Below are 1,005 nucleotides of genomic sequence, written 5' to 3' on the forward strand. Positions count from 1 at the left end.
GGCCAGATGACGGCGATGTCGTTGCGCGTGCCGTAGTTCCCGCTCCCCGTCTTGTCGCCGACCTCCCAGCCCTCGGGCACCCCGGCGCGGATCAGCTCGTCCCCGGTCAGGTTGTCGACGAGCATCCGCGTGAGCACCTCGCGCCGGTCCTCGGGCAGGGCGTCGCCGAGGACGAACTCGCGCAGGCTCCCGGCCATGGCGCGCGGCGTGCTCGTGTCCCGGGTGTCACCGGGCGCCCACCGGCTCAGGCCGGGTTCGACGCGGTCGGCCTCGATCACGTCGTCGCCCATCTCCTCCATCGCCCCCTCGAACCCGTCGGGTCCGCCGAGTTCGCCGAAGAGCAGGTTGGCGGCGGTGTTGTCGCTGTAGCGGACGGCGGCGTCGGCCACCTCCATGAGGGGCAACCCGGTGTCGACGTGCTGTTCGGTGACCGGTGAGTGGCCGAACACGTCGTCGGCGTCGTAGGTGACGACCTCCTCCATCTCCTCGGGCGTGTTCCGCTGGAGCACCAGCGCCGCGCTGAAGGCCTTGTGGGTGGAGCAGTAGGCGAACCGCTCGTCGGGGCGGTGCGCGACCTCCTCGCCGCTGCCCGTGTCCACCGCGTAGACGCCCAGCCGCGCGTCGAACTCCTCCTCCAGGTCCGCGAACTCGTCGGCGAACCCGGCGGAGAGGTCGGCCGGGGCCGACCGCCCGGCCGAGCCCTCGGCGGAGGGCCCGGCCGAGGGCTCCGTCCCCGGAGCCGGTCCGGAACCGTCCGCCCCGCAGGCGGCGGCGGGAACGAGGGTGACCGCGGCCAGGGCCGCGAGTCCGGTGCGCCGTAGGGGTGAAAGCAACATCTTCCCTGCTCCTTCTGTCCTGGGGACGTCCGGTCTCCGTGCCCGGTCGGCACGGAGCGCCGTCAGCCCAGCTCCTCCGCGACGATCTCGGCGGCCCGGGCGATCAGCGCGTCGTCGTACTCGGCGTCCTCCGCCTCGCGGCTGGACATGACGGCGAGGACGATGGGGT

General features: G+C 73.1%; 1 protein-coding gene. It reads right to left on the reverse strand.

Features of this window, described 5'->3' with window-relative positions; genetic code table 11:
• A partial coding sequence (bla, locus tag DQW06_RS21925; protein WP_117199216.1) for a class A beta-lactamase occupies nt 1–836 on the reverse strand: 836 nt, incomplete at its 3' end.
• Between the last annotated feature and the right edge of the window lie 169 nt (nt 837–1,005).

The sequence above is a fragment of the Nocardiopsis sp. TNDT3 genome (assembly GCF_003427465.1).
GTDB lineage: Bacteria > Actinomycetota > Actinomycetes > Streptosporangiales > Streptosporangiaceae > Nocardiopsis > Nocardiopsis dassonvillei.